We start from the raw sequence: 25,465 nt of genomic DNA on the forward strand, positions 1-25,465 counted from the left end.
TTATTATCCTCTCATTTAATTTTAAAGTTTACGTTCAGGATGTTTGGCATTGTCGGCAAACTCCGCCAATATCGCCTGTACCCGCGCCTCTATCTTCCGCCAGTCTTTCAAACGATAACGGCTATACAATACATTGGTATAGACATAAGGGCTCATCTTCCAGAGAAATTTATGCATACAAGGAGGATTCGGCACATCATTATTGGAACACTTGATATAGCTGCTGACATTACCTTTCTTATCTCGGGCAATAAACAGCGTATCCGTAGAACCTGTATTGGGCTCTGGTTTAAGCTGGGTGTATACTTCTAAGCCATATTGTTTTTGCTTTGTATCACGAAACATCGGCTTTGCCCATCTTCCCTCCAAATCATCAATGAGCTTTTCACTAAAATAATCTGGGAGCAATGAAAAGTTATGCGCATAAAAACTGACGGAAGCCCACGGCGAATTCTTCATTTTCCGCTCCTCCGAACGATCGGAAAACGAATCCGTGCGGTTATCAAATACCTTCCCCGTATCCAGATTCACATCTATCCCAAAATCCCGAATCGGCGACTTCAGCGTACGCGGCGGACTTTTATAGTTTTCCCAATCCAGAGAAAATATTGTCGGCGTATCTTCATACGACATCGGGCCCGGGGTAATATATCCTGAGAAGCGGATGGGGATACCGCCCAAACTACCCACCCCATCATCGGCTGTCGGCCAATTTTCCGCTTGTTGTTGCGACGCCGAACCCGCCGCATTCCTCTGCGCCTGCGGGCAGGCCGCCAGCGTTAAAGGCAGCAAGCACAAGGCAATCAAGCGCAGCTTGTTGTTCATCAATCTATAAGGCATAGCATTTCCTTTCTTCTTAAAGGCAGCATTAAAGTTTACGTTCGGGGTGTTTGGCATTATCGGCAAACTCCGCCAATATTTCTTGCACCCGCGCCTCTATCTTCTGCCAGTCTTTCAGACGATAACGACTGTATCCTGCATTAGTATAAACATACGGGCTCATCTTCCAGAGAAATTTATGCTCACAAGGCGGATTCGGCACATCATTATTGGAACACTTGATATAGCTACTAACGTTACCTTTCTTATCTCGGGCAATAAACAGCGTATCTGTCGAACCGGTATTAGAGTCCGGCTCAAGCTGCTCATACACTTCCAAGCCATACTGCACTTCTCCCGTCTTCTTAAAAGTATATTCCGGAAGTTTGGGTTTAGCCCTCACATCATCGTCTAAATAGCTATTTAAAAAATCTAACACAGCCGTAGTATAAAAATTGACGGAAGCCCACGGCGAATTCTTTATTTTCCGTTCCTCCGAACGATCGGAAAACGAATCCGTGCGGTTATCGAATACCTTCCCCGTATCCAGATTCACATCTATCCCAAAACTATCAATCGGCGACTTCAACGTACGCGACGGGCTTTTATAGTTTTCCCAATCCGGCGAGAATATTGTCGGCGTATCTTCATACGACATCGGACCATGTGTAATATATCCTGAAAAGCGGATGGGGATTCCGCCCAAACTACCTATTCCATCCACCCCTTCATCGGCTGTCGGTTGGTTTTCCGCTTGTTGTTGCGACGCCGAACCCACATTCCTCTGCGCCTGTGGACAGGCCGCCAGCGTTAAAGGCAGTAAGCACAAGGCAATCAAGCGCAGTTTACATGTGATGACTAGATATCTCATACAGAGTTTCTTTTAAATGGGTAGTGTCTATCATATAACAATCGCATCAATTTTTTGTTAAATTTCTACCTAAATTTAAGCTATTGGGGAATAAATAAGCCATCTCTGCTCTGTTTTTTCCTGCCTGTTTCTTAACCGAAAAATATAAAAAAGCCTGTCTGAAAATGTTTCAGACAGGCTTTTTTACGCAATCGCTCTTTATAATTTACCCGAGCCTTCCACTTCGATTTCTACGCGGCGGTTGGGTTTGAGGCATTCGATAAGCTCTTGGCGTGGCAAGCTGCTGCACTCTTTAACCGGCTGGCTCTCTCCTGCTCCAACGGCGCTGACAACACCGGCCGGAACGCCTTTACCAACCAAATAACGGCGCACGGTTTCGGCGCGTTGCTGCGATAATTTTCGGTTGTATGCTTCATCGCCGAGGCGGTCGGTGTGGCCGGTAATGCGGATGGCGCTCAAGCGGTCGAATGCTTTGACTTTGTCGGCAAACGCATCAAGCTCCGCCCTGCCTGCCTCGTTAATGTCGCCGGAACCGCTTTTGTCGAATGCAAACAAGGCATCGGCCGCAATGGTGTAGCGGTGCGCATCTTCCGACGGTTTTACCGGTGGGCAAACTGCGTCTGCCGGATCAACGGCTTTCCAGTAGAAACTGCGGGCGAACTTGTCGCGGTCGTAAACGATTTTGAATTGGCAAGTGGTTACGTTGTCCGTACCTTGGCCCGGGGTGTGGAAATGAAAAACGTAATCCCATTCGCGCACCTGAAACATGCCTTCATTGAAATGCGGGCGCCCGAGCAATTTGTAAAACTGATCTTTGGTCATGCCGGCTTTGATTTGCGCCAATTCATCGGCCGTCGGGAATGTGCCGCGGTTGTGCGCAAACGACGGAGAAACATGTTTGACTTCGGGAAACACGGGATTATCGGTGGTGCCGTCTGATTTGACGTCGCTTTTGGTGGCGCAGGCCGACAATAATGCTGCCAGAATCAGGCCGCTTCCCGATTTGATGATATTTTCAAGTTTCATTACTTATCCTTTTCTGTTTTCAGACAGGCATGGAGAATGCCTGTCTGAAAAGGGTTTACGGTCGATTAATTACCACTGATAGCCTACACCGGCCGTTGCACCGAAATGACCGCGGGAGTTACCGCCGGCTGTACCTTTGATAATCCAGTTTCCGTTATCGGAAATGCTGGAATAACCAATGGCATAACCGCTCTCGCCTCGGTAGGTGCTGCCGGAAACGGCCATCATGCTCTTACCGGGCAGGTAAGCCTGCGGCAGACCGGCCATCGCCATGGCCGAAGCCGTACCTGCGTTGGCTCGTTGGCCGACATCATCAATTTTCTGGTTCAGCTGGTTGCCCAGATTGGCCGTGTAGTTGCCGATTTTGTTGATGGCTTCGTTGGTGTAATACAGCTGGCTGCCGTTGATGGCATCGGTACTGGTCGGTGCAACAACACCTGCCGCCACATTCTGCACCTGACGGGTTTTGCCTTCCGCACCAACGCTCACGACACCGACCACATCGTTTACGCCTGATACATTGGCATCATTGGCACCCGCATAGGTGTAATTGCCACCGCCGGCCGTCGTATGCACGGCGATAGCAGCAGACTGGTTACCCAGAATCACAGAATTAGCCAAAGTCTGCGTTACGTTGTTGCCGACCACGAAGGTATTGTTGGTGCTGACAGTATTGTCGTTACCCAACGCATAGCTGTCGCTGCCACTGATGGTATTCGGGTCGCCGATGGCACCGGAATTCTTACCGCTGACCACATTACCGGTACCGATGGCAATGGTATTGGTTTCCAAGGCTTGAGCACCGCTACCGATGGCAATCGAATTCTGGCCGCTCGCTTGCGTGCGCTGCGCTACCGTGTTGCCGCTGGCATCGGTGGTGGTATAAGTATTACCCATGGCCACCGCGCCATTGCCACTGGCCGAAGACTGATAACCGATAGCCGTAGCGTAAGCACCCGACGCGCTCGAATCCTGCGTATTATGGCCTTGTACAACTGGTTTGACGTTACCGTCGTTGGTATGGAAGAACTTAATACCTTGCTCGTTCATCTTACCGATAGCTTGAATCACATCGTTGGTAACGTAAGTGTTCTGGCCTTCCACGTTATAAGTGGTTAAGGTGTATTGGTTACCGCCTTTATCGGTAGCAACCGCAATCTTCTGATCGGTTTCCGTAGTCGTTGTTTTCGAACCGTCAGGATTGGTAACAACCGTTACCACCGTTCCGGCCGGTGTCGTATTGCCGCTGGCATCCGTATTGCTCGGCGCATCGATGGTGTTGATGTTGCTTCCGTTACCGCCTAGCAATTGGTAAACCTGATGCAGCTGACTACCGTTAATCGCATCTTTGCTGTTGGCAGAAACTTCTCCGGCGGCCACGTTGGTCAGTTTTTTACCACCCGCATCCACGCCATCAGAGGTGATGCTCGGGCCGTTGGCAATCGTCAAACCTTTGCCGTTCAACGTTGTATCGCCCGCAACCACGCTGTCCACTTTCAAATCTTTAGCCGTGGCGACGGTGTAGTTATTGCTGCCGTCGGCGTTTTTGTTTTGGGTAACCACAATGTTATCGCCGGCAGTAACCGTGGTTTTAGCTTGAACGGCAGCCTGATTAACCGCCTGTATCGCATCGTTTACATTGTTGGCGCCTGTTCCGCCCACATTGCTCATATTAATACTGCCGTCAGGATTAACTTGCGCATTACCGCCGAACACATTGGCAATAGAAGTCGCAGTATTATGCAATTGCCCGCCGTTAACAGCATCTTTGCTACCTGAAGCGATATTGCCGTCGGCCACATTGCTTACTTTCTTATTGTTGGCATTCAAGCCCGCGTCGGAAATGTAAGTATTGCCGCCTATGCTCACGCCAGCATCATCCAATGTAACCTGATTGGCGCCCTGACCGGCCTTAACACTGTCAAAGCCAACGTTTTTAGCCGTAGCCACCGTATAAGTGGTGCTGCCGTCGGCATTTTGATTTTCGGTCACTTCGATGTTGTTACCCGCTGCTACTTTATTACGCGCAGCAGCTGCAGCGGCATCCAATTGGCGTTTATTCACCGCATCGGTCGGCGCTTCACCATCAGCCACGCCGGTAATTTTGCCGTTGTCGTTAATGGTTACATCACCGAATTTCGGGCTTTCTGCCAGCTCAATCGTCATCACACCATTGTCTACCTTGGTGCGGATGTTGCGATCAGAAGCTGTTGCGCTTCCAGCCAGGCTTCCTTGAATGGTTAAAGTTTCGCCCAATTTTTTGGCTGTATTACCGCTGTTTCCGGCAAAAGTAATCGGTTTCTGGATTTCCGTACCGATATTGTCCAGCGCACCTTGAATGGTATCCGAACCGTCATACTTGCTGCCGTCGGCTTTGGTTACCACAAAGGTCGGCGCACTGATGGTACCGGTAGTCGGATCAACTTGTGTTCCCAATGCTTTCGCCAACGGCGTCAGTTGAGAGACGTTCACCGCATCTTTACCGTCTTTACCGGCCGCAACGTTGCTAATCACCTTGTCATTGGCATTCAAACCGTTACCGCTGATGTAAGTGTTGCCTCCCACTGTTACGCCGTCGTTACCCAATACCACTTGGTTATCGCCGCTACCTGCGGTAATGCTATCCACTTTCAGATCTTTGGCCAGATTGAAGGTAACGTTGTCAGAATCGGCTGTTTTGCTGATAACAATATTTTTATCAGTATTGTTCAAATCAACCGTATCGTTCGGCGCCACATTGCTGCTGTTTTGACCTTGTGCAGTCAGATTCCAACCTGCATTGGCAGTCGTATTGGCAGCTCTGATGGCTTCATCAATCGTCGATTTACCAGTTCCACCAATATCGCTCACGCTAACATTGCCACCGGTATTGGTCGCATTGCCACCCAAAATATTGGCCAGATTGCTTTGCGCTGCATCCAGTTGTTCTTCAGTAGCAGCCCTACCTGCGGCAGCAAAATCATTGCCGCCCAAGGTTTTGTTTTTCAGGCCGGTGATATCGCCGGTAGTACCGTCGATTACCGTATCACCCAAGGTTGCTTTCGTAAACTGAACCTCATCTTTCGTCGCAACGGTATAAGTGGTGCTACCATCGTTGTTTTTCTGCTCGGCAACTTCGATGTTTTTACCTGCAGCCACTTTGTTACGGGCCGAAGCAGTAGCAGCATCCAATTGACGTTTGTTAACCGCATCAGTATCCGCAGCGCCGTCCGCCACATTAGTAACCTTATTACCGCCATTATCTAAGCCATTTGTGGTCAAGCTAACCGGTTGGCCGGCCGCGCCGTTTTCGATGGTAATGCCTGCACCGTTTACCGTTGTGGTATGGCCGGCAGCATCTTTAAATTGCGCACTGGTCAGGTCGGTCAATTCTTTCGACAGTTTTACATTCAGCGTATCAGTACCGTCGGAAACCACGCCGATATTATTGTCAGACAGTTTGGTTTCATCCGCACCACCTTTGACATTAACTTTAGTACCTAATTTGCGGGTAAACTCATTGCCGCTATCGCCGCCAAAAGTAATCGGTTTCTGAATTTCCGTACCGATATTGTCCAGCGCACCTTGGATGGTATTTGCACCGTCATATTTGCTGCCGTCGGCTTTGGTTACCACAAAGGTCGGCGCACTGATGGTACCGGTCGCAGGATCAACTTGCGTTCCCAACGCTTTCGCTAATGGCGTCAGCTGAGATACGTTGACCGCATCTTTATCTGTCTTACCGGCCGCAACATTGCTGATTACCTTGTCATTGGCATTCAAGCCGCTACCGCTGATGTAAGTGTTGCCACCCACTTTCACACCTTCGCTATCCAATACCACTTGGTTGTCGCCGCTGCCTGCGGTAACTGTAGCGGAAGTGACGCTGTTAAAGTTCACATCATCTTTAGTCGCGATAGCAATCTTACCGGTTTCTTGAGTCAACTTGATGTTTTTGCCTGCTTCGTAAGTCAACGTTTCATCCGGCTGAATCTGATCACCTCCGCTAATCGGAGTTACTTGTTCACCATCGGCAGTAGCAGTAATCGCAGCTTTCCAGCCTTTATTCAGATGAGCCACAGCCTCTTCTACCGTATTAGCACCAGTACCACCGATATTCGACGTAGTTACCTTGCCTTCAGGTGTTACGGTCGCATTTCCGCCCAATACGGTTTTGATGCTGTCGGCCGTATTGAAGAGTTGCGAGCCGTTAACCGCATCAGTGCTATCTGCTGCGACCGTGCCAGCAGCAACATTGGTAATTTTATTGCCGCCGTTATCCAAGCCGGATTTAGTCAACTTAACTGGATTGCCTGCTGCACCGTTACTAATAGTCAAACCTTCTGTATTCAACTTGCTGTCGCCGGCAGTAATGCTATCCACATTCAAGTCTTTGGCCAGATTGAAGGTAACGTTGTCAGAATCAGTTGTTTTGCTGATAACAATATTTTTATCAGTATTGTTCAAATCAACCGTGTCGTTCGGTGCTACATTACTCTTGTTCTCACCCTGTGCAGTCAGGTTCCAGCCCGCATTGGCAGTAACATTCGCTGCTTTAATGGCTTCATCAATCGTTGATTTACCGGTTCCGCCGATGTTGTTGTTTGTAAACGAGCCATCAGTAGGGTTGTAGACAGTATCGCCACCGATAATGTTTTTCACACCTTCGCCTTGAGCATTCAGCTGACCGCCATTAATGGCATCTTTACTGTTTGCTTCAACAGTTCCGTCGGCCACACCGGTAATCTTATTACCAGCATTATTCAAGCCACTACCGCTCAATACCGGGCCGTTTCCGTTGACGGTAAAGCTGTCTGCTTTCAATGTATCAGTTGTAGCGACGGTTAGATTTTTACCGTTTTGGGTAATCTTGATATTGGTGCCATCAGTAAATTTAACGGTATCACCCAAACCGACTTTCTCAGCTTCGGTATCGTTCGCCTGAACTTTCCAACCGGTTTCTGCCAATGTTTTAACTGCATCTAGCTGCGATTTATTGACCGCATCTTTCGGATTTTCCCCATCAGCTACATTAGCAATTTTATTGCCGCCATTATCCAAACCGGCTTTCGTTAAGCTCACAGGATTATTAGCCGCGCCATTACTAATAGTAAGCCCGTCTGAAACCAGCTTGCTGTCGCCTGCGGTCACGCTGGTCACATTCAATTCCGGATTCAATTTCACTTGGATGCCGTCTGCCGTTGCGGCAGTCGTAATATTAGAATCCCCTGTTACAGACAGGCTTTCACCCAGCTTTTTAATGCCGGTTGTCGTATTATTGTCAGCAGTAAAGGTAAGGCCTTCAGTATCCACTTTATCTTTGGCTTGCGAACCTTTTTCGATTTTGGCTTTCGCCTCATCAGTTAGATCCACTGCATAATTGGTTACATCTTTGGCATCTTTGGCTCCTGCGGTAACCTTCACGTCTCCTGTGCCGCTAACCGTGGTTTTTTCGGCGTTCACAGTGTAAGTAGTGGTTTTGCCATTAACCGAGCTGTTTACCGAAGTGTTATTCCCCGCTTCAACAACAGTAGATTTAGCCGCACTATTAATCGCAGTAGCAACATCTTCTGCGGTAGCAAAATTGTCACCACTCGTGCCAGCCTCAACAGTGCCATCTGAACCCACGCTCAATGTCGATTTGTTTACAGAGAATTTAACAGTAGAACTTACACCATCTGCAGCCGTTTCAACCGCAGCCGTGGTGCCCGTTCCATTCACAAAATCAACTGCATCATTTTGTTTGACCACGTCTTTTTGCGAACCGTTACCTTTCAAATTCCAACCGCCGTTTTGCACTTCAAACAGTTGTTTGCCATTGACCGCATCCGTGCTGGTTTCAGAAACAACACCATCGGCTACATTGGTAATTTTTTTATCATTGGCATTCAAACCACCATTGTTGATGTAGGTGTTACCGCCTACTTTCACGCCTTCATTTCCCAAGATTACTTGGTTATCACCGTTGCCTGCCGTGACCGTAGTTGAATTGACGCTGTTAAAGCTGACGTCGTCTTTGGTTGCAACAGTAATTTTGCCGGTGGCTTGAGTTAACTTGATGTTTTTATCAGCTTCGAAGGTCAGCGTTTCATCCGGCTGAATTTGATCACTTTCTGCCAATGGGCTAGCCTCACCATTCGAAGTATTGGTTACAGCCGCTTTCCAGCCTTTGTTGACATGTTTAATAGCCTCATCAACAGTATCTTGATTGGTTCCGCCGATATTGCTCATCGAAAGATTACCCGAGCTATCTAATGCAGCATTACCACCCAAAATATTTTTAGTCGAACCAGCTACATTGCCGATGACATTCTGAGTCTGATAAAGCTGGCTGCCGTTGATGGCATCAGTGCTGCCTGCCTCAATACGACCCGCCGCTACATTGGTTACAGTGCGTTTAACTGTACTGCTACCTACGCTGACATTGGCCGTAGGGCTATTACCAGCAAAGCCGCCATAATTGATGCCATTAACCGTAGCAGAAGACGTACCTACTGCGGCTTCACTAACTGATTCAGCACCTAAAGCAACGTCTTTGAAATTAACAGCTCTGCTGTTTGCGCCCAAAGCAGTCGACTGTTCGCCTGCTGTTGCTGCACCGTAGCCGATAGCCGTTGTATTGGCGGCAGAAGCATTAGACAAATGACCCAATGCAACAGCTTCACTGGCAGCTGCTTTGGCAGTATTGCCTAAAGCAACCGAACTTACGCCAGAGGCGACAGCATTAATACCAATGGCTTGTGCGTATTCACTGGATGCATTGGCGTGACTGCCGACAGCAATTGTATTAGTTTTACTAGCAGAAGCTTCATCACCCAAAACTAAAGAATAATCGCCTGCGGCACCGGAAGCATAACCAAACGCTACAGAGTGTCTGCCACTGGCCGCAGCTTTATAACCTACGACAGTGGAATTCTCACCCGAAGCGGCAGCATCACTACCAAATGCAGTTGCCCTTTCCCCCGAAGCAGTAGCGCCAATACCGGCAGCCATTGCATTGAGACCAGTCGCACCATCGTTATTGTAGTTACCACCCTGAACGCCATTATCATTAACGCTATAATAATGAGTTAGTTTATTTTGAAGCTGATTGGTAACGGAATACAGTTGACTACCGTTAATGGCATCTGTGGATTCTGCAGTAACCGCCCCCGGAGCTACATGCTTGATTTGACGCTCGAAACCAGTATGTCCAACAGATATCAAGTCTCCATCCGATACATCTCCAGCTCCTGCAAAGTTACCATACGTGATTCCATTTATGGTGGCAGAAGTTTCTGTAGTTGCTCCTTTTTCCGTTTTACTACCTGCGCCCAATGCTACGGCATTCTCTTTAGTTGCAGTTGCACCTACACCTAGTGCAGTTGAAATATCCGCTGTTGCTTTAGCTTTAGTTCCCAGCCCTGTCGACAATGTACCACTTGCCTGCGCAGCTACACCAATAGCTACAGATGCATGGCCCGAAACAGTCGAGATATATTGAGTTTCATGACTAGTGTAATCAACCAGTTGCTCACCAGTAAGCCTATGATAAGCAATCGCTGTTGTAGATTGATTATCATTTGCAACTGTATTCAAGTCATCACCACCAATAGCAATAGATGAATCACCCAAACTAACAACATTATTTCCCAAAGCAGTGGATTGATCACCTTTTGCTTGAGCATTACTACCAATTGCTACACTCTGAACTTGATATGCTTGCGCTTCATAACCGACAGCAACTGCCTCTCTTCTAAGGGATTTGGAAGCATTACCAATCGCGACCCCTGCCCTCTCTTCTGCAACGGAGCTATGACCAATAGCAATAGTTTCTTCACTTTTTGCATTAGCATCATAACCTGTGGCTATTGCATATTCACCACTTGCTTTGGATTGATTACCAACAGAAACTGACCTAGAACCTCCAGCTTGGCTTTTATCACCTACAGCAAGAGCCTGCGAACCATTAGCTGAACTCTCAATACCCAAAGCGGTAGCACGCCAACCAGATGCATTTGCACCATTACCGGCAGCAAGAGCACCGTCTCCAGATGCGCGAGCAGACGTACCCAGTGCCGTTGACACACCACCAGATGCATTAGCGCCTTCACCAAATGCCGCCGAAGAAGTTCCGGTTGCTTTAGCTGCATGCCCTACAGCTGTAGCATTTGCACCTGCCAGCGTGTCATTACCTATCGCCGTAGATACGGCACCTGCCGCATTTGCTCCCGCCCCGAATGCTGAAGCTGCACTAGCACTGGCTTTACTCAAAGAACCGATAGCAATAGCATTGGTGCCCGATGCCCCTGAGTTTTGACCAACGGCCACAGCACCATCAGCCGTACTTTGCGCCTTCACACCCAAAGCCAGCGTATGATTCTTATTGGCAACAGCTTCATTACCGATAGCCACAGCCGCTTTTCCGTCTGCAGACGAGCTTAAACCAACCGTAATCGCACCGGTAGAATCACCTACTGTTGTGCCGATAACAGCTTTATCACCAATAGCAATCGTACTGGCTGCGGCGGCTTGTGCACTATTCCCAACAGCCACAGCATTGGTACCTGCCGCCGTTACATTTACCCCAGCTGCCAACGCATTGGCCCCTGTGGCACCGTCATTGTTATAGTTCCCCTCCGTTGTAGTCTTATTATTCACACTATAAAAATGGACTTTGGTATCTTCCAGCGTAGTAACACTGTGCCCTACGCGAACCAATTCTTTAGCTACGGAATAAAGCTGGCTACCGTTAATAGCATCCGTACTGCTCTCAGAAACCACGCCCGGCGCCACGTTTTTGAGCTGGCGTTCAAACCCTGCCGCACCAAATGAAACTTGGTCGCCAGCAACCAGCGTGCTGCCACCACTAAAATTAAAGGTAACGCCATTAATGGTGACACTTTGAGGAGCCGTAGCATCTACAGCAGTAGTCGAACCGGCACCGATGGCTACAGCATTTTCCTTACTTGCCGTTGCGCCCACCCCCAGAGCAACAGAAGCCACACCGGATGCAACCGCCCGCGTACCAAATGCCGTGGCCAAATCATCTGATGTTGAAGAAATACCTACTGCAACAGCACCGCTTTTCGTTGCAGTCCCACTATAACCTTTGTATAAATTATCACCTGTTAATTCATTATATTTACGAGCGGCTTCTGTAGTATTCGTTGCTCCTGCTACCGCTCTTAAATCGTCACCACCAATAGCAATAGAGTTATCACCTGTAGCCTTAGTATCTCCGCCTATCGCAATGGATTGCTTACCGCTAGCATTAGAATTAGGCCCAATAGCAACACTTTGGTCAGTACTTGCAACAGCACCGTATCCGCACACCATATTGTGCGCACCAGTCCTAGGTTGGCCCGTAGTAGTATTAGCGGTTGCCGTACCCTCCCATGTACAAACCAAATTTCCATTTGCTGCGTTCGCAGAAACAGACACCGTCATCCCCAATGCCATCATCAATGATAAGGCCACGGCATTCCAAGAAAAGATTTTCGTGCTGGAATGCGCTGCCGTTTTCCGGCTGCTTGAAGGCTTGCCTTTGGCAGATTCGATTTCAGAAACGGCAACCCATGCTTCCAAGGCGTCATTCCATATTGTGCGATAGCTTTTGTTCATAATTATTAACTCTCTTTACGAAAATAATTTTAATATTGTTAATTCTTAATAGAAATAATGATTTTCTATAATATTTTTTAGAAAATAGCCCTTTTTGTTACAAACTGACAATTTGTGTCACTGGGTAACAAAAAATACTGTTTTAACACCTGCACAAATCAGCATTGTTTTTTACACTTTTCTTGTAACCAGCAGAAAAATCAAAAGCCGATTATCTTAAAAACCAACCAAAGTATAAAACACAGGTCATTAAAAATTTAGAGCAATCCCTTTTAAATAGATTGATTCACCAATACACAAGCAAAAACTATGCCAAATATTTATTTTCATACTTTATTATTCCAATCTAATATCAAATAACAACCGTTCATTTAAAAAATAATCCGAAAAATCAAAACGCTTTACAAAGAGAAAGCCTGTCTGAAATTTTCAGACAGGCTTTCTCTTTGTTTTTTAAATATGCGGAGCAACAATATAATCCGGCTGCAAAGCACAATGATCTAGATTTTGCACTTCTGAAAACAGAATTCAGCGCTTTGTTCCTATAAAAATTACGGCTACATTAAAGTAGCAAATATTGAAAAAACGATTGGATGCAACTGCTTGGAATCATTTCATGATGACAAAAATGCCTGTCTAAAACTATTCAGACAGGCATTCCAGTAATGCGAATTTAAACTGTAAAACGAGGGAACAAACAGATAAAGAGCCTTACGCGGTGCGCGCCAATACTTCCTGAGCCAAGGCTTCATATGCCTGTGTGCCTTTGGCTTTAGCGTCATATGCCAAAATCGGCATGCCATGGCTCGGCGCTTCGGCCAAACGGACGTTTCGGGGAATGGTGGTCACAAAAAGCTGCTGCCCGAAATGCGCTTGCAACTGTTCCGACACATCCTGCGACAAACGGCTGCGGCTGTCATACAGCGTGCGCACGATACCGAGGATATCGAGCTGCGGATTAATGGCCTGGCGGATTTTTCTTACCGTGGCCACAAGATCTGAAATACCTTCCAAAGCATAATACTCACATACCATCGGAACGATTACGCCATTGGCGGCAACCAATCCGTTCAAAGTCAGCAAGGTCAGCGTCGGCGGGCAATCGATGAGCACGAAATCATAATCGTCTGCTACGTTTTCAAGCGCATTTTTCAATCTCATTTCTCGGGCGATTTCCTGCACCAACTCTACTTCGGCACCGGCCAGCGCACGATTGGCCGCCAATACGTCGTAACGGCCGCTTTCGCTTCGGATTACGGCTTCTTTTACGCTCGCATCACCCAGTAAAACGGCGTACACGCCGCTACTGATGCTGTTTTTCTCAATTCCGCTGCCGGTCGTGGCGTTGCCTTGCGGATCCAAGTCGACCACCAGCACGCGACGGCCAGCAGCAGCCAGCGAGGCAGCCAGATTGACTGCGGTGGTGGTTTTGCCCACACCGCCTTTTTGGTTGGCGATAGCAATGACGTTTATGCTCATAATAGTGGCTGATAAGTTGGAATGGGTGAAATTGTACCTTATATTCGCTGGAAAAAGGTATGCTCGGTCTAGGCTTCCGGCTTCATCAAAACCATATGGCGCTCAGCATCGAGCATAGGTACTTCCAGTTTCTGCACTTGAATGATTTTAACGCCGGCCGGAACGTGTTCTAATTCTTCATACGGATAAACGCCTTTCATCGCTGCCCAATAGCCGTTTTCATTTAACAAGTGTTTGGTCAGAAAAATGAAATCGGCTAGTTCGGCAAAGGCGCGGCTGGTTACAACATCGGCTTTCTTATCGTGTAATGCTTCTACCCGACCGCTGGCTACGGTAATGTTATTTAACCCTAATTCGATTGCCGCTTGCTGCAGAAAAGTGGTTTTTTTAGTGTTGGCATCCAATAAAGTAATCTGTAAGTCGGGGCGGCAGATGGCCGCGGGAATCCCCGGCATGCCGCCACCGGAACCGACATCCATCATGCTGCTGGCATCCTTAATAAAAGGCAGCAAGGTTAGACTGTCTAAAATATGGTGGCTGATCATAGACGCTTCGTCGCGCAAGGCGGTCAGATTGTAGGTGCCGTTCCATTTTTTCAGCAATGCCACATATTCAAGCAGCAGCAATTGCTGCGCGGTCGTCAGCGTCAGCCCCATTTGTTGCAGGCCAATTTGTAATTTTTGTTTGTTGTCCATGGGTTTTCCTTATTTTGATTTGCTCGTAATGGTAACGGAAAACAATCGATTCAGGGCGAATTGTTTGAATGCCTGTCTGAAAAAACACCATCCGTATTTTCAGACAGGCATCATTTAAAAATAGAAATAATAATCATAAATTTTCCTAACCAGCCGACAAAACAGTTATATTTCGATTTTGCAAAGCTTAATTCCTATATGTAAAAAGATTCATGAGCACACGGCATTAAGCATATAAACCAACAAATCCGACGACACATCACAAAGAATCAGTATGAAAGCACAACGCACCCCGATAAACGATATCGAGCAAAAAACCGATATTATCGAGCATATCAACGAAAACCACCCCGAGGCCGTGCTGAATCTGGCGCTTGCATACAGCAGCGAACAGCCGAAATCCGCCCGTCTTTTGGATATTTTCAAAGAAGGTTGCCTGCTGGAAAGCCTAAATGCCGAACAGAAAACCCAAGAATGCTTCATCCCTTTTTTATTGGAAAGCGACAATATCGGCGAGCAGATGCGCTATCTGATTTTCGATGCAGCAGCTCGGCAAGGCAAGCCGATAGGCAGCGGGAAAATCCAATATTTCACCGTATTGGCAACCAAAAAAGCCAGCTTACACATGCAGCGGCTGATCTTGCAAAGTGCATTGCCGATACCCGAAAACGAGCCCGGTTACGCCTGGTATTTCAACCTCAAAACCCATGCCAAACTGCCTGACAATCCGAAGCAAGTGCATCTCTCTGAAACAGAAAAAGCACAACAACAAGCGCTAATCCAACAAGCGCGCAATGTTTCGGCTGAGCAGCGCTGGCAATTATTGGATAAATTGTTTGAAGGCATGCGCTATTACACCCTGCGCAGCAGCAGTAAAAGCCGACCAGACCTAACCTTTAATGACACGGCAGTAGTTGACGTATTCCTACACGGCCAAACCGAAGGCAGCCTGTGGGCGGAGAATCTGAAACCGGGCGACATCATCCGCAGTAACACCGATTTCCATGAAAGCACCGGCCATCTGCATAGCGGGCAAGCCATACTCATCGGAGACGAAACCGCCCTTCCCACCGTAGCCGCCTTGTTGGAAAACTGGCAAAACCCATGCCCGCCGATTGTTTTCAGCATCACAACCGATGCGGCAGACCAAGCCTACCTGCCCGACAGCTTATTGCCTTCCGGCAGCGTATTGCACCGTATCAGCGGCTCTGCCAACATCGCAGAAGAACTCATCGGCCGGCTCAAAACCCTGCCTGAAATCAATGCGGCATGGGGCGCTCTGGAAGCCCAAGCGGCCGCCAACGTGCGCAAATACCTGCGCAATGAAGTCGGGCTGGACAGCAAAACATGCCGAATCAAAGGCTATTGGCGCAAAGCAGAAACCAAATAACCACACACAACACGTTATGCAAGCCGCTTGATAAGCCTGTCTGAAAACAGGTAAGATGATTTTCCCTCCATTTTTAAAACCCCCGTCATGATGAAAAAATCTTTAGTTACCACCGCCGTCGTTTTAGGTTTGAGTGCCTGCGCAGCCAACCAGACTTCCGTTTCTTCTGTCGCCGCCCAACACTATGATTTAAACTTCGGCAAACAAAGCGGCCAAGCCCAAAGCGCCGAAATCAACGGCAAAACCATCCAATACCGCGCTTACGAAGGCATCGTATACGTTCAAAACCCCGTCGACACCCGCTATCAAAGCATGAATGTTTATGTACCCGAGGCATACTATCAAAACGGTTCGATAAACGGCTTCACTGCCGACAACGCACCAATCTTTTTCCCTAACCAAGTAGGCGGTTACATGCCCGGCGAGCCCGGCAAGCCGGAGCTGGATAAGCGCCAAAACAACCAACCCAACTCCATTTTAACCGCCTTATCCAAAGGCTACGTGGTCGCCTCGCCCGGCGCACGCGGCCGCACCTCAGCCAACGGCAAAGCACCCGCGGCGATTGTCGATTTAAAAGCAGCCGTACGCTATCTGAAAGCCAATGACCGCGCCATGCCCGGCGATGCCAACAAAATCATTTCCAACGGCACCAGCGCCGGCGGCGCCCTTTCCGCTCTACTCGGCGCCAGCGGCAATGCCTCTGAATATCAGCCTTATCTGAAAGCCTTGGGCGCAGCCGATGCAGGCGACGATATTTTTGCCGTATCCGCCTATTGCCCGATTACCAATCTGGAAAATGCCAATGCCGCCTACGAGTGGCAATTCAACGGCATCAACGATTACCAAAAAATGAACATCACCCAGCTCGACTACCATGTTGAACGCAAGCTGGTTCCCGGCACGCTGACCGATGCGCAAATCAAACTTTCCGGCCAACTCAAACCCTTATTTTCAACGTATATCAACAGCCTGCATCTGAAAGACAGCAGCGGAAAAACATTGCAACTCGACAAACAAGGCAATGGCAGCTTCAAAGATTTGGTTAACCATTACATCATGCAATCGGCACAAACCCAGCTCGACCAAGGCAAAACCCTTACCGACCGCAAATGGCTCACCGTTAAAAACGGCAAAGCCGTTGCCATGAATTTTGCCGCTTACGCCAAAGCTGCCGGCCGCCAAAAAACACCGCCGGCGTTTGATGCCGTGGATCTCAGCTCGGGAGAAAACCAGCTTTTCGGCACCGAAACAGTCGATAAGCAGCACTTTACTGCATTCAGCCAAGCCAACAGCACGGTGCAAAACGCCACCCGCGTTGATGAAAAAATTGTCAACATGATGAACCCGATGCACTACATCGGCCGTGCCCAAAGCCCGCAAAACTGGCGCATCCGCCAAGGCACCAACGATCGCGACACCTCGCTGGCCATTCCCGTTATCCTTGCCACCAAGCTGCAAAACGAAGGCAAAACCGTTGACTTCGCTCTGCCTTGGGATCAGGCTCACGGCGGCGATTACGACTTGGAAGCTTTATTCGACTGGATGAAACAAGTCTCCACTCAAAAATAGAAAATCATTTCTTCCATAAACAATGCCTGTCTGAAAACACTTTCAGACAGGCATTGTTTACTTTTATTCGGTATTTTATTTAAACACCCTGTTTCAAACTGGCTTCGATAAAGCCATCCAAATCACCATCCATCACGGCTTTGATATTGCCCACTTCATGGCCGGTGCGCAAATCTTTGATGCGGGAAGAATCAAACACATACGAACGGATTTGATGCCCCCAGCCCACATCCGACTTACTGTCTTCCAACGATTGCTTTTCTTCGTTGCGCTTGCGCATTTCCAATTCAAACAACTTGGCTTTCAACATATCCATCGCCGCCGCCTTGTTGGCATGTTGCGAACGGTCGTTCTGACATTGCACCACGATGCCCGTCGGTTCATGCGTGATGCGCACAGCGGAATCGGTTTTATTGATGTGCTGACCGCCCGCGCCCGATGCGCGGTAGGTATCAATACGCAAATCGGCAGGATTGATGTCGACCTCGATGCTATCGTCTACCTCGGGATAAACGAATACGGAAGCAAACGAAGTGTGCCGCTTGTTATTCGAATCAAACGGCGAGTAACGTACCAAGCGATGGATGCCGGTTTCAGTGCGCAAAAGGCCGTAGGCATATTCTCCCTCCAGCTTGATGGTCGCCCGGTTAACACCGGCAATCTCTCCTTCGTCTTCCTCCAAAACTTCCAGCTTGAAACCTTTGCGCTCGCCATAGCGGCTATACATGCGCAAAAGCATGCCAGCCCAATCTTCAGCCTCAGTGCCGCCGGCACCGGCGGTAATGTCGATAAAGCAGTTGTTCGCATCGGCCGGCTGATTGAACATGCGCTTAAATTCCAAATCGGCCATCTGCGCTTCCAATACCGCCACATCCTGTTGCACGGCAGCAAACCCGGCTTCGTCGTTTTCCTCCACCGCCATCTCAATCAACATGCGATTGTCTTCGATACCGTTGCCGATATTGTCCAGTGTGAGCACGATACCTTCAAGAATTTTCCGCTCCTTGCCGATTTCCTGAGCCTTTTTCGGGTCGTTCCAGAGCTCAGGGTCTTCGGAAAGCCCAATCACTTCCTCCAAACGGTCTTTCTTGCCCTGATAATCCAAATAAACGCGAATGTCTGCGCTGCGCTGCTCCAAATCGTTTAAGGTATTGCTAAGCTGATTGATGCTTTCGGCTTCCATGATGTTCTTTTTCTCTTGAAATTTTAGGGGCGTATTGTAATAGATTGACGCGTTTTTTTCCATGCAAAGCCTGTCTGAAAACTTTCCATTCAGGCAGGCTTTATTAACCCGACACCGCGCCACGATAAGCTCATGCGGCAGAAGCATTAGCATGATTCACGCCAATCCACTAAAATCCGTTTATCATAAATATCAACCAGAACCCACCATAAACCATGCATTTAATTTACCTTCTCCTATCTCCAAGATAGCCTTATTAAACAATCGCAACATAGAATTACGGTAAAATATTTGGCTTTGATAAATAAATAGCGCCGCTTGAATAAATTGCCAAGCCAATAGCAAACTAAAGACATCACAAAATACATGATAAACTTCTTTACTATTTTTGCAGAATCAATTTAAACCGTCGCATCCATTAAAGCTCGGTTTGGTCGGGTAAGCAAAATAATTATATTGATAGTAATTCTCATTTATTTTATGATAGTAGATTAGCCGGTTACTTTTATCATTCATTATTTATGGAGAAACGAATGCGCCAATTATTGCCTGTGTTCTATATGCTCATCGCTTTAACCGCAACGACATCGGCTTATGCAAAATTAAAAGTCATCACAACCTTTACCGTGATTCAAGATATTGCTCAGAATGTTGCCGGCGATGCGGCCACGGTAGAGTCCATTACCAAGCCGGGAGCGGAAATTCACGATTATCAGCCGACACCGCAAGACATTGCCAAAGCACAAACCGCCGATCTGGTTCTGTGGAACGGTTTGAATCTAGAGCGTTGGTTCGAGCGTTTTTTTCAAAATGTGCGCAACAAACCGGCCGTCGTGGTCACACAAGGGATTGCGCCCATCTCGATTCACGAAGGCCCTTATCGCGGCATGCCCAATCCTCATGCTTGGATGTCTACCCGCAACGCCTTAATCTACGTAGAAAATATTAAAAACGCACTGATAAAATACGACCCTAAAAACGCCCCTATCTATACCAAAAATGCGGCGGCCTACGCCCAGCGAATTAAAAACCTCGACCGCCCGCTGCGGGAAAAATTAATGCGCGTGCCTCAGAATCAGCGGTTTCTGGTTACCAGCGAAGGTGCTTTCAGCTATCTGGCACGAGATTACGGTTTCAAAGAAGTTTATCTATGGCCTATCAACGCCGAGCAACAAGGCACACCGCAACAAGTGCGCAATGTGATTAATGTGGTCAGGAAAAATCATATTCCCGTGGTGTTTAGCGAAAGTACCATTTCGCCTCGCCCCAGCCAGCAGGTTGCGCGCGAAACGGGCGCGAAATACGGCGGGGTGTTATACGTAGACTCTCTATCGGCCAAGAACGGGCCGGTACCGACTTATCTGGATTTGTTAAATACAACGGTTTCTACGATTGCCAAAGGGTTTGAAAAATAATGTCTGAGCAAGCCACTGCCTCTATCAGTGTCGAATCGGTTACCGTTCGCTATAACAACGGCCACACGGCCATTCATGATGTTTCTTTTATGCTGGAAGGCGGCACCACTTGCGCTTTGGTGGGCGTCAACGGCAGCGGCAAGTCCACCTTATTCAAGAGCCTGATGGGATTGGTCAAACCGCGGCAAGGCAGCATCCGCCTGTGCGGTTTGACCGTATCACAAGCGCTTAGGCGCAACTTGATTGCCTATGTTCCGCAAAGCGAAGAAGTGGATTGGCAATTTCCGGTATCGGTTTATGATGTGGTGATGCAGGGGCGTTACGGATATATGAACTTCCTGCGCTTGCCCAAAGAGGCCGACAAACAGAAAGTACGCGAAGCGATGCGGCGGGTAGACATCGAGCATTTGGCCAAACGCCAAATCGGCGAGCTTTCCGGCGGGCAGAAAAAACGGGTTTTTCTGGCACGCGCGCTGGCACAGCAAAGCAAAGTCATCCTGCTGGACGAGCCGTTTACAGGGGTAGACGTCAAAACCGAAGATGCTATTGTCGAGCTATTGGGGCAACTGCGCGCGCAAGGCCACCTGATTTTGGTTTCCACGCACAACTTGGGCATGGTGCCTGATTTCTGCGATCAAGTGGTTATGATTAATCGCACCATACTGGCTTCCGGCGCAACGGCTTCCACCTTCAACCAGCACAATTTAGAGCTGACTTTCGGCGGCGTTTTACGCCACTTCCGCTTATCCGGCAGCGATCTTCATGAAGACGGCGACCAACGCGTCGTTACCGTTTTGACCGACGACGAACGCCCCGCCGTCTTCTACGGGCAAACCAAAAACGATCCTCCGGCCGCCAAATACCCCGAGCATCCTCCGGAAGCCGAAAAACAAAGCAAGGGAGGAGATGCCTCATGCTAGCCACCTTGCTGGAGCCGTTTACTTACCAGTATATGGTCAAAGCCATTGTTCTGAGCGCCGCCGTGGGCGGCATCTGCGCTTTCTTATCGTCTTATCTGATGCTGAAGGGCTGGTCTCTAATCGGCGACGCTTTGTCGCATTCGGTGGTGCCCGGCGTGGCCATTACCTATGCGATTGGCCTGCCCTATTCAGCCGGAGCCTTTGTATCGGGCATATTGGCGGCCCTGTCGATTTTATGGATTAAATCGATTACCCATCTGAAAGAAGATGCCGTCATCGGCTTTATTTTCACCACGTTTTTCGCTGTCGGGCTGTTTGTCGTTTCCGTTAATCCAACCTCGGTTAATGTACAGGAAATCGTATTGGGCAATATTCTGGGGATTTCCGACGAAGACATTTTTCAGGTAGCCATTATTATCGGCGTATGCCTGTTTTTTTTACTGTTCACATGGAAAAACTTGTTGCTGGTTTTTTTCGATGAAACGCAAGCAGTAGCGGTTGGCCTCTCGCCGATACGTTACAAGGTCTTGTTTTTCTGCCTGCTTAGCGCTTGTGTCGTATCCGCCTTGCAAACGGTCGGTGCCATTTTGGTTATCGCTATGGTTGTTACGCCCGGCGCAACGGCTTATCTGCTAACCGACCGCTTCGGCAAGCTGGTGTTGATTGCCGTGGCGTTGGGTGTTCTGACGAGCGCCATCGGTGCTTATGCCAGCTATTTTCTCGACGGCGCCACCGGCGGCATTATTGTCTGCCTGCAAACCGCCCTGTTTCTGCTGGCTTTCTTGTTTGCACCCAAATACGGCCTGTTTCGGCAAAAATCTCTGAATGCGGCGCTGGATGAAGCAGGAGAAGCCAATCATGTCTGAAATCATCAACTGGTTTGCCGAACCGCTCAGCTTCCCGTTTATGCAGAATGCGCTGCTGACTGCCATGATTGTCGCCATTACCTGCGGGCTGCTTTCCTGCTATCTAGTGCTCAAAGGTTGGTCTCTGATGGGCGACGCGGTATCGCATGCCGTATTACCCGGCATCGTGCTCGCCTTTCTGTTCAGGCTTCCGCTGTCGGCCGGCGCGTTCGTATCCGGCCTGTTTTGCTCAATCGGCGTAGGTTATTTGAAAAACAACAGCCGCTTAAAAGAGGATACCGTGATGGGCATTGTCTTTTCCGGTATGTTTGCTTTGGGTCTCGTACTGTTTACCAAAGTGGAAACCGACCAGCATTTGACCCATATTCTGTTTGGCAATGTTCTGGGGGTAAGCCGTGAAGAATTAATTCAAACGCTTGCTATCTGCACCGTCGTTACCTTAGTGATTCTGTTGAAACGGCGTGATTTCCTGCTCTACTGCTTCGACCCGGTTCAAACTCGTATTGCCGGGCTACGCCCCCAGTTTCTACACTACGGCCTACTGATTTTGCTCGCCCTAACCATCATCACCGCCATGCAGGTAGCCGGCGTCGTATTGGTGGTTGCGATGCTGATTTCTCCCGGCATTACTGCATTTCTGCTGACGAAACGCTTCGATCGCATGATGCTGATCGTTGTCTCCGCCTCAGTGCTCACCAGCATATTCGGTACCATTCTCAGCTACCACATTAATGCAAGCACCGGCCCTTGTATTGTCATATTGCAGGCTGTATTGTTTCTGCTCGCTCTCACATATTCCAAACTTTCCCACTCAAAAGCCTTCAGCCATCATGGTTAAAAAAGAAAAATGCCTGTCTGAAAATTTTTCAGACAGGCATTTCATCATGAAAGCACTTATTCGGTATCGGATGACAATCTCAAAAGCGCTTTCTGGCAAAATCATTGATTAACGAGGCGAACAATCTTTATAAATAATTTCGTCGTTAGGGTTAGTAATCATGATTGATTGATCACGGTATGATTTCGAATCCATATAACCGGTACCCAAGACATAACCGCCTTGTTTACCATAATAAGTTTCCTGATTATCCGAGCGGTTCAAATCAATAGGCATAGTCACACGTCTGCCTTTCACAACAGCAGATGCATAAGTAGTCAGGCCTTGTTTATTGAAGCCGTAGGTAACGGCCACACGATTGCCCTGTTGGCAACGATAGCTTACGGTTTTTTTAGCAACGGTTGGATTGTCAGATGCAGCCATTGCCGTACCAGTTACGGAAACTAACGAAGACAATACGATTACTGCTGATAATAGTTTCATTGAGAATATCCCACAAAAAAGATTTAATTAATATCTTACGATATACCACTACATGTGCTTACAAAGCGCTATAATCCTAATACTATCTATGTTTAAAATATAAATCCAAATTGTTAAATATTGTAAATTCAATTAATTCGTTATTCAATTGAATAACTTCTTTAACGAACTTGTCCCTTTGCACATACAACCACTCGACCATTATTCTCAAAATCCGCTTTTTTTCTCCTCTTTTACATAAAAAGAACATTCAGATACTTTCTAGATAAGCTCTGGCTGACATCTCAGTTGTTTAATTAAGGAATAGAAACGGCAAAGCTCAATTGCCCGAAAATAGCCGACATGCCAAAACAAGCCAGAAAGATTTTGCATTTAGTTAAAAACCAAACAAGCATCATTATCATATTTTTATTCAAACTTGCTTTTTTATGGAATTATTAACATTGAATACTGTCTACACGTAAGTTTATTCCAATCAGATAAACTTACGTGTTTTATTTTGTAATCTTAAATGAGGAGTAGGCAATATGGCATTACATAGAATTAACGGCACCAACAAAAACGATATTATCAACGGGACTTACTTGGCCGATCAAATTTTCGGCTTTAGGGGAAATGACACCATCAAAGGCCATTTAGGCGATGATTTAATATACGGTAACGAGGGAAACGATAATTTATATGGCGGGAAAGGCACAGATCGAATCTACGGCGGACAGGGCAACGATCTCCTTGCCGGACACGAAGGTAATGATTTCCTTAAAGGAGAGGCCGGCTCGGATACCATTTACGGAGGAATTGATAACGACCACCTTGACGGCGATGCCGGCAATGACATTCTTTACGGAGAGAGTGGAGACGACTTTCTTGACGGCGATTTGGGTGACGACAAACTGTACGGAGACGGTGTCGGCTCCGACAACTTAACAGGTAACGACACGATTCACGGAGGCCCCGGCAAAGACCAAATCTTCGGTGGCAACGGTGACGATAAGCTTTTCGGCGATGCGGGAAACGATAATATTAACGGCGGTTTAGGAAACGACACGATTTACGGTGGCACCGGCGATGATATGATTAATGATATTGCCGGAAACAACATCATTTACGGTAATCAAGGCAACGACACCATTCAAGGCGGTTCAGGCAACGATGTCATTTACGGCAACGAGGGAAACGACACAATCAACGGAGGAGGCGATTCTTACAATATTCATTATGATGTTTGGGCATACCCTTCATTCATCACTACAGGAGAGATCCGCCCTGCACCACAAGGTAACGGTTTTAGGCCGCACGACACCATCCATACAGGGTATATGGATCATCATAATCAAGAAGGAGATACCATCCACGGCGGGCAGGGGGACGATACCCTTTCCGGCGGTTATGGAGACGACACGATTTATGGAGGAGCAGGTAATGATATTATTTCCGATGACTCTGATTTTTCAGTCGATGTTATTGATAATAACCTTCAAGGAGAAGGCGACATTCGATATGTTGGCAGTAATGCGTTCTATGGCGGGGACGGCAACGATACCCTTTCGGCCTTATACGGAAGCAATACTTTAGACGGCGGAAATGGTGATGATATTTTGATTATGGATTCAAGAGGCGGATACGTATCCATTTTTCAAGGTTGGTTAGATATTGAACCCGTCTCAGATATCGTTTTATTTGACTCGTTTAATACTGTTACCGGAGGAAGCGGCGCAGATAAGTTCCGTTTCAGCTCAATCTTTTATCAAGATGATAGGGATATCATCACCGATTTCACTCAGAAATTGGATAAAATCCAATTAGACTCAGAGTATTATTCAGCTCTGGGCAACAGTGTAGACGCCAGTGAATTTACTTACGGAACAAAAGCATCCACGGCGAATCAACACATTATCTACAACAAGGCAGACGGCGCGCTTTATTATGATGCCGACGGCTCGGGAGACCGAAGAGACATTATTCAATTGGCCACCGTTTTAAATTCAGGCAAACCGGCCGAGCTTGACCACACCAGCTTTGAGATTATTTGATGAAGTTTGGCCTGAATTACGCGAAAGTTATCATGAGGCGATTTTCAACACAGTAAACTCAAAACCGCCTGGATAGCTCCAAATGTGCCCCGACAATTGAAAGGTGCTTCTCAAACCAAGAAACACCTTTCTTTTTCCAAGCGGCTCCGGCTCACAGAGTGAGAAAATTTTATTCAGAAAATAATGACTGAGTTTGGTGGTACTAAAAAAGAAAAAGCCTAAACGATTGTTTAGGCTTTTAAAATTTGGCTCCCCGACCTGGGCTCGAACCAGGGACCTGCGGATTAACAGTCCGT

The 25,465-nt window shown here is 47.7% G+C and carries 16 protein-coding genes and 1 pseudogene; 7 read left to right on the forward strand and 10 right to left on the reverse strand.

The annotated features are described in order from the left end of the window. Positions 1-21: 21 nt before the first annotated feature. The 7 genes and pseudogenes from Q4A84_RS08660 to rsmG form a co-directional block, all read right to left on the reverse strand. On the reverse strand, positions 22-840 hold the full coding sequence (locus Q4A84_RS08660) for a hypothetical protein (protein ID WP_303088529.1): 819 nt from the start codon (positions 838-840) through the stop codon (positions 22-24). Between the two features lie 28 nt (positions 841-868). Then, positions 869-1,690, reverse strand: coding sequence for a hypothetical protein (locus tag Q4A84_RS08665; protein WP_303088530.1), 822 nt, complete (start codon positions 1,688-1,690; stop codon positions 869-871). A gap of 198 nt (positions 1,691-1,888) precedes the next feature. Continuing rightward, entirely contained in the window at positions 1,889-2,245 is a 357-nt protein-coding gene (locus Q4A84_RS08670) for an OmpA family protein (protein WP_303088546.1), read from the reverse strand. Positions 2,246-2,293: 48 nt separating this feature from the next. Further along, positions 2,294-2,716, reverse strand: a pseudogene (locus tag Q4A84_RS08675) (outer membrane protein assembly factor BamE); the annotation flags it as partial. Between the two features lie 69 nt (positions 2,717-2,785). Continuing rightward, the gene (locus Q4A84_RS08680; RefSeq protein WP_303088531.1) at positions 2,786-12,298 is read right to left on the reverse strand and encodes a YadA-like family protein; all 9,513 of its coding nucleotides are present in this window, start codon (positions 12,296-12,298) and stop codon (positions 2,786-2,788) included. Positions 12,299-13,009: 711 nt separating this feature from the next. Next, positions 13,010-13,777, reverse strand: coding sequence for a ParA family protein (locus tag Q4A84_RS08685; RefSeq protein WP_303088532.1), 768 nt, complete (start codon positions 13,775-13,777; stop codon positions 13,010-13,012). 68 nt (positions 13,778-13,845) lie between these two features. Beyond that, positions 13,846-14,472 carry a 16S rRNA (guanine(527)-N(7))-methyltransferase RsmG gene (gene rsmG / locus Q4A84_RS08690; RefSeq protein WP_303088533.1) on the reverse strand — a complete coding sequence of 209 codons (627 nt, stop codon included), beginning with the start codon at positions 14,470-14,472 and terminating at the stop codon, positions 13,846-13,848. 274 nt (positions 14,473-14,746) lie between these two features. Here rsmG and Q4A84_RS08695 point away from each other — a divergent pair, with 274 nt between their 5' ends. Both Q4A84_RS08695 and Q4A84_RS08700 read left to right on the forward strand, forming a co-directional pair. Continuing rightward, positions 14,747-15,862, forward strand: a complete 1,116-nt coding sequence (locus Q4A84_RS08695; protein WP_303088534.1) for a siderophore-interacting protein — start codon at positions 14,747-14,749, stop codon at positions 15,860-15,862. A gap of 87 nt (positions 15,863-15,949) precedes the next feature. After that, a complete protein-coding gene (locus Q4A84_RS08700) occupies positions 15,950-17,431 on the forward strand; it encodes a subtype B tannase (protein ID WP_303088535.1) in 1,482 nt (493 codons plus the stop codon). 79 nt (positions 17,432-17,510) lie between these two features. On the opposite strand, the gene prfB is transcribed toward Q4A84_RS08700, so the two are convergent. Next, positions 17,511-18,614, reverse strand: coding sequence for a peptide chain release factor 2 (prfB, locus tag Q4A84_RS08705; protein WP_303088536.1), 1,104 nt, complete (start codon positions 18,612-18,614; stop codon positions 17,511-17,513). Between the two features lie 533 nt (positions 18,615-19,147). Between prfB and Q4A84_RS08710 the strand changes: the two genes are divergently transcribed. From Q4A84_RS08710 to Q4A84_RS08725, 4 genes are read left to right on the forward strand one after another with little or no spacing between them, the layout of a single operon-like run. Continuing rightward, on the forward strand, positions 19,148-20,029 hold the full coding sequence (locus Q4A84_RS08710) for a metal ABC transporter substrate-binding protein (protein WP_303088537.1): 882 nt from the start codon (positions 19,148-19,150) through the stop codon (positions 20,027-20,029). Next, positions 20,029-20,949 (forward strand): ATP-binding cassette domain-containing protein, encoded by a 921-nt coding sequence (locus Q4A84_RS08715; protein WP_303088538.1) that lies wholly within the window; start codon positions 20,029-20,031, stop codon positions 20,947-20,949. The genes Q4A84_RS08710 and Q4A84_RS08715 overlap by 1 nt, the downstream gene beginning before the upstream one ends. Next, on the forward strand, positions 20,943-21,815 hold the full coding sequence (locus Q4A84_RS08720; RefSeq protein ID WP_303088539.1) for a metal ABC transporter permease: 873 nt from the start codon (positions 20,943-20,945) through the stop codon (positions 21,813-21,815). The genes Q4A84_RS08715 and Q4A84_RS08720 overlap by 7 nt, the downstream gene beginning before the upstream one ends. Further along, positions 21,808-22,653 (forward strand): metal ABC transporter permease, encoded by an 846-nt coding sequence (locus Q4A84_RS08725; protein WP_303088540.1) that lies wholly within the window; start codon positions 21,808-21,810, stop codon positions 22,651-22,653. Before Q4A84_RS08720 ends, Q4A84_RS08725 begins: the two co-directional genes overlap by 8 nt. Positions 22,654-22,761: 108 nt before the next feature. Here Q4A84_RS08725 and Q4A84_RS08730 read toward each other — a convergent pair whose 3' ends face one another. After that, on the reverse strand, positions 22,762-23,136 hold the full coding sequence (locus Q4A84_RS08730; RefSeq protein ID WP_303088541.1) for an adhesin: 375 nt from the start codon (positions 23,134-23,136) through the stop codon (positions 22,762-22,764). Positions 23,137-23,663: 527 nt separating this feature from the next. Between Q4A84_RS08730 and Q4A84_RS08735 the strand changes: the two genes are divergently transcribed. Beyond that, positions 23,664-25,169, forward strand: coding sequence for a calcium-binding protein (locus Q4A84_RS08735; RefSeq protein ID WP_303088542.1), 1,506 nt, complete (start codon positions 23,664-23,666; stop codon positions 25,167-25,169). A gap of 30 nt (positions 25,170-25,199) precedes the next feature. Here Q4A84_RS08735 and Q4A84_RS08740 read toward each other — a convergent pair. Continuing rightward, positions 25,200-25,465, reverse strand: a 266-nt coding sequence (locus tag Q4A84_RS08740) for a hypothetical protein (protein ID WP_303088543.1), incomplete at its 5' end; no start/stop codon positions are given.

The organism is Neisseria sp., assembly GCF_030527965.1.
Taxonomy (GTDB): Bacteria; Pseudomonadota; Gammaproteobacteria; order Burkholderiales; family Neisseriaceae; genus Neisseria.

Bases quoted from the DNA above. Each gene is read 5' to 3' on its own strand.
- Q4A84_RS08660 (WP_303088529.1), bottom strand. From the start codon at position 840: ATGCCTTATAGATTGATGAACAACAAGCTGCGCTTGATTGCCTTGTGC.
- Q4A84_RS08665 (WP_303088530.1), bottom strand. From the start codon at position 1,690: ATGAGATATCTAGTCATCACATGTAAACTGCGCTTGATTGCCTTGTGC.
- Q4A84_RS08680 (WP_303088531.1), bottom strand. From the start codon at position 12,298: ATGAACAAAAGCTATCGCACAATATGGAATGACGCCTTGGAAGCATGG.
- Q4A84_RS08685 (WP_303088532.1), bottom strand. From the start codon at position 13,777: ATGAGCATAAACGTCATTGCTATCGCCAACCAAAAAGGCGGTGTGGGC.
- rsmG (WP_303088533.1), bottom strand. From the start codon at position 14,472: ATGGACAACAAACAAAAATTACAAATTGGCCTGCAACAAATGGGGCTG.
- Q4A84_RS08695 (WP_303088534.1), top strand. From the start codon at position 14,747: ATGAAAGCACAACGCACCCCGATAAACGATATCGAGCAAAAAACCGAT.
- Q4A84_RS08700 (WP_303088535.1), top strand. From the start codon at position 15,950: ATGATGAAAAAATCTTTAGTTACCACCGCCGTCGTTTTAGGTTTGAGT.
- prfB (WP_303088536.1), bottom strand. From the start codon at position 18,614: ATGGAAGCCGAAAGCATCAATCAGCTTAGCAATACCTTAAACGATTTG.
- Q4A84_RS08710 (WP_303088537.1), top strand. From the start codon at position 19,148: ATGCGCCAATTATTGCCTGTGTTCTATATGCTCATCGCTTTAACCGCA.
- Q4A84_RS08715 (WP_303088538.1), top strand. From the start codon at position 20,029: ATGTCTGAGCAAGCCACTGCCTCTATCAGTGTCGAATCGGTTACCGTT.
- Q4A84_RS08720 (WP_303088539.1), top strand. From the start codon at position 20,943: ATGCTAGCCACCTTGCTGGAGCCGTTTACTTACCAGTATATGGTCAAA.
- Q4A84_RS08725 (WP_303088540.1), top strand. From the start codon at position 21,808: ATGTCTGAAATCATCAACTGGTTTGCCGAACCGCTCAGCTTCCCGTTT.
- Q4A84_RS08730 (WP_303088541.1), bottom strand. From the start codon at position 23,136: ATGAAACTATTATCAGCAGTAATCGTATTGTCTTCGTTAGTTTCCGTA.
- Q4A84_RS08735 (WP_303088542.1), top strand. From the start codon at position 23,664: ATGGCATTACATAGAATTAACGGCACCAACAAAAACGATATTATCAAC.